Raw genomic sequence first — 6,408 nt, 5'->3', positions numbered from 1 at the left:
AATGCCTGTACGCCCGGCTTCATCGCAACGGACCTGACCCGCTCCTATGCGAGCGGACGCGGGAAGTCGCCAGAAGAACTGGGCATGAAGTCACCTCGGGAGGGAGCCAACACGCCGATCTTCCTCTTGTTCGGGAAGACGGCGGGCAGCGGACACTACTTTGGCAGCGACGCAAAACGCAGCCCGCTGGACCGCTACCGCGAACCGGGAAGCCCTCCGTATTCCGGCGACTGAGATCTCATGGTCTGAACGTGTGGGGGACGGCTCACCAATTCCACTGGAGTTGGTATGGTTTTCGGTCGCTGCCGCGCACTTATGCAAGCATCGGCTGAAATGAGAGAGCATTGCGGGAATATGCTAAAAAAGGCCGGCGCTTGAGCGCCGGCCAGTCCAACAGGGAGGTGCGGAATTACTTCCGCCAGTCTATTTTGCACGCGAAGTCTGGCAATATTGCGTTTTCAACGCGGCAATCGAGATTTGGAAGGAGACAAGGGTATTCTGGTCTGACGCCCTTCGCGTAGATCGCTGCTGACGCTGAGTTCCACAGATAGAAGTTCTCATTATGTTCCTGCCGCGCTATCCTGCCGAAAAACACCATCGGCGCGAGGCACGACATGGCAGGGGCAGGCTATCTGGACAAACTGAACGACAATCAACGCGCGGCCGTGGAGTTTGGCGTCGGTGACGGGATCTCGCCGCCGCTGCTGGTGATCGCCGGTGCCGGGTCGGGCAAGACCAGCACGCTGGCGCACCGGGTCGCGCACCTGATCGTCAAGGGGGCCGACCCGAGGCGAATTCTGCTGATGACCTTCTCCCGCCGCGCCGCCACCGAGCTTGCTCGGCGGGTCGAGCGGATCACGGCACAGGCCATGGGAACGGCCGTCGCGGCCCAGGCACTGACCTGGGCGGGCACCTTCCACGGCATCGGCGCGCGGATCTTGAGGGAACATGCCCTGTCGATCGGCCTGCACCCGGAATTCTCGATCCATGACCGGGAAGACAGCGCCGATCTCATGAACCTCTGTCGCCACGGCCTCGGGTTCTCGAAGACCGAGAGCCGGTTTCCCGCCAAGGGCACGTGCCTTTCCATCTACTCCCGTGCGGTGAACGCCGAAGCCCCCCTGGCTGACGTGTTGCGTGACCACTACCCATGGTGCGCTCAATGGGAGGTCGAGCTGAAGAAACTCTTCGGTTCCTACGTCTCCGCAAAGCAGGAGCAGAACGTGCTCGACTACGACGATCTTCTGCTCGCCTGGGCGCAGGTCATGGCCGATGCCGGCTTCGCCGCTCATATCGGAGCTTCCTGGGATCATGTGCTGGTCGACGAGTACCAGGACACCAACCGGCTGCAGGCCCGCATCCTCAAGGCATTGAAGCCGGATGGCCGCGGGTTGACCGTTGTCGGGGATGATGCCCAGTCGATCTATGCCTTTCGGGCCGCAACCGTGCGCAACATTCTCGACTTTCCATCCAATTTTGCGCCGCCCGCGAATGTCATCACGCTCGACCGGAACTACCGCTCCGCCCGGCCAATCCTGGACGCCGCGAATGCCGTGATCGGTCTCGCGCGGGAACGGTTCACGAAGAACCTCTGGACCGAGCGTGCCTCTGACCGGAAACCCCGTCTCGTGACCGTCAACACCGAGGCAGATCAGGCGCGTTACGTCGTGGACCGGATCCTCGAGGATCGCGAGACGGGCACCCGGCTGAAGGACCAGGCGGTGCTGTTCCGTACCTCCAGCCACGCGGCTCAACTCGAAGCAGAACTGACCCGTCGCAACGTGCCTTACGTTAAATTCGGTGGGCTGAAGTTTCTCGACAGCGCCCATGTCAAGGATCTCCTGTCCTTCCTGCGGTTGGCCCGCAACTCGCGCGACAGGGTGGCTGGCTTCCGCGTGTTGCAACTCATCCCGGGTGTCGGGCCCAAGGCTGCAGGACGAATCCTCGATGCGCTCGACCTCGCCTCCGATCCGAGGGCAGCCTTTGCGGACGTTGCTCCACCTGCGCGTGCGGGAGCAGACTGGGCTGGTTTTGTAGAGGCAATGACCACGCCGGCACCCTGGCCCGCCGCCCTCGGCCTTGCCCGCACCTGGTACGATCCGCATCTCGAACGGATTCACGAGGATGCCGAGGCCCGCCGTGCCGACCTGCTGCAATTGGAACAGATTGCGGCAGGCTACCAGTCCGCCGAGGCATTTCTGACCGATCTGACCCTCGACCCGCCCGACGCCACCAGCGATCTTGCCGGGCCGCCTCTGAAGGACGAGGACTACCTGATACTGTCCACAATCCACTCGGCCAAGGGACAGGAATGGAAGTCGGTCTACCTTCTGAACGCGGTCGATGGCTGCATCCCGTCTGATCTCGGCACCGGCTCCACACATGAACTGGAGGAGGAACGGCGTCTTCTCTATGTCGCGATGACGCGGGCGAAGGACCAGCTGACGCTGGGCTTGCCGCTACGGTTCTACGTGCAGAACCAGGGCCGCAACGGCGATCGGCATGTCTACGCAATGCGGACACGATTCATTCCGAAAGACATCCTGGATCGGTTCGATGCGCGACACTGGTCGCCGACGCAGGGCGACTCGCAGGCGCGGCCGGCGCCTGGGTCCATCGACGTTGCCGCGAGCATGCGCCAGATGTGGGGGTGACGCGCTCGCGTTCGGTGCCGACCTGACAGGTAGAGGACGGGGCAGGTCATGTTGCGTGGCGGGTTTTTCAGTCTCAGGTCGCCAATGAACGTTTAAGGGCGCGACTGCTGAACTCTGAAGTGACCTGGTCGAATTGTGAACGGATCCTGAACTGGATCAGAACGTCTTATCTTTATTGCGATCACGACGGTGAAAAATGACCCTCTTGGCGGAGGCTTCCGGGTTCCGCATCTGGCCCATTATCCAGATCCACGATAGTTCTGTAGAAATTACGGAGATGGGAGGCATTCATTCGTGGGGACCCGCAACGACCTCGACGGACTAATCGGTTTTGTCGGCAGCGACGACCTGTGGCGTGAACGGTTGGCAGATGTCATGGACGAACACCTGCTGCCTGCCATGGAAGAGTTCGAGGTCGACTTCGAGGAGTTGGGGGACATCCTTGGGGAAACCTGGCCGATGGTCCTGTGGGGGGCTGCCTTCGAGGATTTTCTTGGCCGTTTCTATGAACCGGACGGGCAGAACTTCGTTGATGTATACCTCAAGCGAAAAGGTGGAAGCGAAACGGATTCAAACCGGGCCTACATCGAAGGGCTGCGGGATGCGCCGGTCAGCCTATACGAGGTGAGTAAGATCGAACCGGGAAAGTCCATGTTGGTGCGTGATCTGCTGACCGGTTCCGCGCCTGTCATGGTCCGCGAGAAAAGTGCAACCAGGATGCTGAAACCCTGGGACAGGATCGCCGTGCGCGTCGTTCCACAGGGAGACCACCACGTTATTTCCGGTGCTTTGCTGCCGTTTACGCCGGATGCAAGCGACCTCCTGGCCGAGGTGTTGCGGGACGCTTTGAATCTCGGGAAACGCAAGAAACTGCGTCTTTCGGCCGATCAATTACGCCAATGCGCACCGCTCTTTTCCAATGCCTGGCTATTCGAGAGTCTGCCCGGGGCTCTCGACCCCGAACCAATGCAGCTTGCCAATGCTGAGGGAGACGAACTGCTGTTTCACGACCTGCGTTTTCCTTTTGCCAAGGGTGTGGTTCAGAAAGATGTGATGACGCGCCTTGCAGAGATGCCGGCAATCCAACCTGCGGGGCCCAAGGCCTGGAACTGGCTGGCGCCAGAGGACGAACGAAATAACCGACCCACGGGCGGTCTCGTCGTTGCTCAAATGAATTCCGGCAACACCGTTTTGGGAACGCTGGAACTCAAGGGAAAAGCGCTTATCCTTTCCGTCAACTCTGCTTCGCGGGCGGAACGGGGCGAAATCCTGATCATGGAAAGTCTTAAGGATCTGCTGAAACGGCCATTGAGTGCTATTCAAACTGTTGACCAAGTGATGGCAAACCGAGATCAAATTGACAACGGCTCGGACGAGGAGGAAATCCCGCCGGACATCGCCCGCCAGATCATTCACCAACAATTGGACCAGCACTACCGCGATACGCTCAACCAGCCCATACCTGCCCTTGGTGGCAAGACCCCTCGCCAATCGGTGCGCAGTGCCGCGGGCCGCAAGAAGGTCGTCGAATGGCTGAAGCTGATCGAGAACCGTAGCGCGAACCGGGCCGGCACGCCCTTGGCCGATTACGACTTCAGATGGATTTGGGAGGAGCTTGGTCTCGAGAGGGAAAGGCGCTGATTGGGCCATCTGAGACGCGGGCGGACAGCGGTTTGTCGTCTGGATAGGCCATTTCTCGATGCAGCATTGATGTCCGAAAGTGACAACATGGAACACGAACGAACACCTGTCGGACTGGTGCTGGCGCTCTGGGCCGCGGGGTTGGGCGCGGCGGGGCAATTTGCCAAGATCTCGGTGCAGTTCTCGTTTCTACAGGACATCTACCCTGAGGCTGGCGTGGGGCTCGGTTTCCTGGTTTCGCTCATCAGTTTCCTCGGCATCGGGCTCGGGCTATTTGCCGGATTGATCGTAACACGCCTCGGTTTTCGGCGCATGCTGATCCCCGCTCTGCTCCTTGGGGGATTGATTTCCTGTATCCAGGCACTGATGCCGTCTTTACCGATCCTGCTTGTCAGCCGAGTGATCGAAGGCGCCTCGCATCTTGTTATCGTGGTCGCAGCGCCGACTCTCATCGGACAGGTATCTGCGCCACAGCATCGGGCGGCGGCGATGACGCTCTGGAGTACCTTCTTTGGTGTTGACGCGACAAAAGCGATTAGACAACACCATCAGAGGAACCAGGCTTGCAGCGGGGCAGGGCGCCGACTAAAGCGTATCGTGCGAAATTGGCCTCATAGCCTGAAGCCTTGAAGTAGTTGTAGCACTCTTCGTCCGAGAAGAGGTCGCAGCATTTTAGGGCGACCACCCGTCCAACCCTACTTCACAGCTTCGACGGCGATGATGAAGTTCGCCTCGGTGAGCATTTGTTGCCGAAGTTGCTGGTAATCGGCGGCATTCCAGAAGTCCAAGAGTGCCTCCATCGAATTGTAGCGCTCGACGACCACCTGGCCTTCGTAGGGCCACTTGCCCTCCAAGACCTGCAACGTGCTTCCCGCAATGCCCGCTCCAAGCAATTCCAGGCCAGCCTGCTGTGCAAGAGGGATGGCCACGTCGCGATACTTGGCCATGTTTTCGGGGGGCGCCTGAATGGGGCTTTTGGCGCCGATCAGATATGCAGCCTTTACAGCCGAGCTTGTTTGGGCATGCGCTACGTCGCTCTGCCGGTTCGCGGACACCTGTCCGAGGGCAAAGGCGGCCACGAGGCCAATAGCGTACACCAATCCGGTCTTCATTGCTTTCTTCCCTCTTGTTCAAGCCGCCTTATTGCCCAAGCGGCTTAGTCCGGCGTGTACCAGATCGGTGATGTGTAGGCGCGTTCCTGAGCTATCATCTGAACCTCCGGATCAACGTTCTGCAGTCCGAAGAACTTAGCATCGTACGCGGTCCAACGCGGGGTAGGGATCTCGATCACGCGGCCATAGTAAAACGCCTTCTGCGCCGGATCGAAGTCCGGATCTTCCCACACCGTGATCAGTTCGGTGGCGCCGATGGTGTTGGTCCAGGTGGCTGCGGCCATATCCACCGTGTTGCCGACCGGAGGCAGCTTGCCGTCCGATCCGGGCTGGCGATCACCTCCCCAGACGACGTCGTAGACCTTCTCGTGCAACGCGCCTTCGGCGTCCATCCAGCCCTTGACGATCTGGTAGCGGTCGAGGTTGGCCCCGATGGGATCCTTGAGCGCGGCGATCAGGAAGGTCGGAGACTTGCCCTCGGGCGCATTGCTGAGATCTCCGCCCATTGGCACACCCTTTTCATAGCCGACTTCAGCTGGCCTGCGGGTGCTGGCATCCGCCTCTGTGAAATCCCAGCCACCGAAGAAGCGCACCAGCATGCGTGGCCCGGTGGTGCCGTAGACTTCCTTGCGCTTCATTGCATCCCACAAGGCTTCGCGCGTGTTCTCGGTGGCCCAGACCCCCGCGTGTCTGACGTCAGCACCCGACGGAGAGATTTAGGGGTTTGAGCAACGGAGGGTTCTGGTTCATCGAAGCTGATAAGGAGCGAAGATGAACAAGAAACCCGGAACATCGAAGGATTCCGCTGACAGGCTGGTCAGGGGGATCAAGCGGAAGACTCGCAAGCATTACTCATCGGAAGAGAAGATCCGCATCGTGCTGGCTGGTCTTCGTGGCGAGGAAAGTATCGCCGCGCTTTGCCGCCGTGAGGGGATCGCCGAGAGCCTGTACTACGCCTGGTCGAAGGAATTTCTTGAAGCCGGGAAGCGGCGGCTGGCTGG

General features: G+C 60.1%; 7 protein-coding genes. 5 read left to right on the top strand and 2 right to left on the bottom strand.

What is annotated here, in order from left to right:
* From BLR85_RS29710 to BLR85_RS27400, 4 genes are all read left to right on the top strand, one after another.
* Positions 1-234: Rossmann-fold NAD(P)-binding domain-containing protein (locus BLR85_RS29710; protein WP_212635183.1), on the top strand; the 234-nt coding region annotated here is incomplete at its 5' end.
* Positions 235-614: 380 nt separating this feature from the next.
* Positions 615-2,654: an ATP-dependent helicase gene (locus BLR85_RS27410; RefSeq protein WP_093164892.1), complete on the top strand. Its 2,040-nt coding sequence runs from the start codon at positions 615-617 to the stop codon at positions 2,652-2,654.
* A gap of 294 nt (positions 2,655-2,948) precedes the next feature.
* Positions 2,949-4,295 carry a DUF7986 domain-containing protein gene (locus BLR85_RS27405; RefSeq protein ID WP_093164890.1) on the top strand — a complete coding sequence of 449 codons (1,347 nt, stop codon included), beginning with the start codon at positions 2,949-2,951 and terminating at the stop codon, positions 4,293-4,295.
* Positions 4,296-4,364: 69 nt separating this feature from the next.
* Positions 4,365-4,925 (top strand): MFS transporter, encoded by a 561-nt coding sequence (locus BLR85_RS27400; protein WP_093164887.1) that lies wholly within the window; start codon positions 4,365-4,367, stop codon positions 4,923-4,925.
* 65 nt (positions 4,926-4,990) lie between these two features.
* Here BLR85_RS27400 and BLR85_RS27395 read toward each other — a convergent pair whose 3' ends face one another.
* Positions 4,991-5,407: a DUF1330 domain-containing protein gene (locus BLR85_RS27395; RefSeq protein ID WP_093164885.1), complete on the bottom strand. Its 417-nt coding sequence runs from the start codon at positions 5,405-5,407 to the stop codon at positions 4,991-4,993.
* A 44-nt stretch (positions 5,408-5,451) separates the two neighbouring features.
* Complete coding sequence (locus tag BLR85_RS27390) at positions 5,452-6,123, bottom strand: DUF3604 domain-containing protein (RefSeq protein ID WP_093164882.1); 672 nt, start codon at positions 6,121-6,123, stop codon at positions 5,452-5,454.
* Positions 6,124-6,178: 55 nt separating this feature from the next.
* Between BLR85_RS27390 and BLR85_RS27385 the strand changes: the two genes are divergently transcribed.
* Positions 6,179-6,408, top strand: a 230-nt coding sequence (locus tag BLR85_RS27385; protein WP_139188592.1) for a transposase, incomplete at its 3' end; no start/stop codon positions are given.

Origin of the sequence: Aliiruegeria lutimaris (assembly GCF_900099935.1) — a bacterium.
Lineage (GTDB): Bacteria > Pseudomonadota > Alphaproteobacteria > Rhodobacterales > Rhodobacteraceae > Tropicimonas > Tropicimonas lutimaris.
Note: the sequence above shows the minus strand (reverse complement) of the source record. Positions and strands in the feature narration are given on the sequence as shown.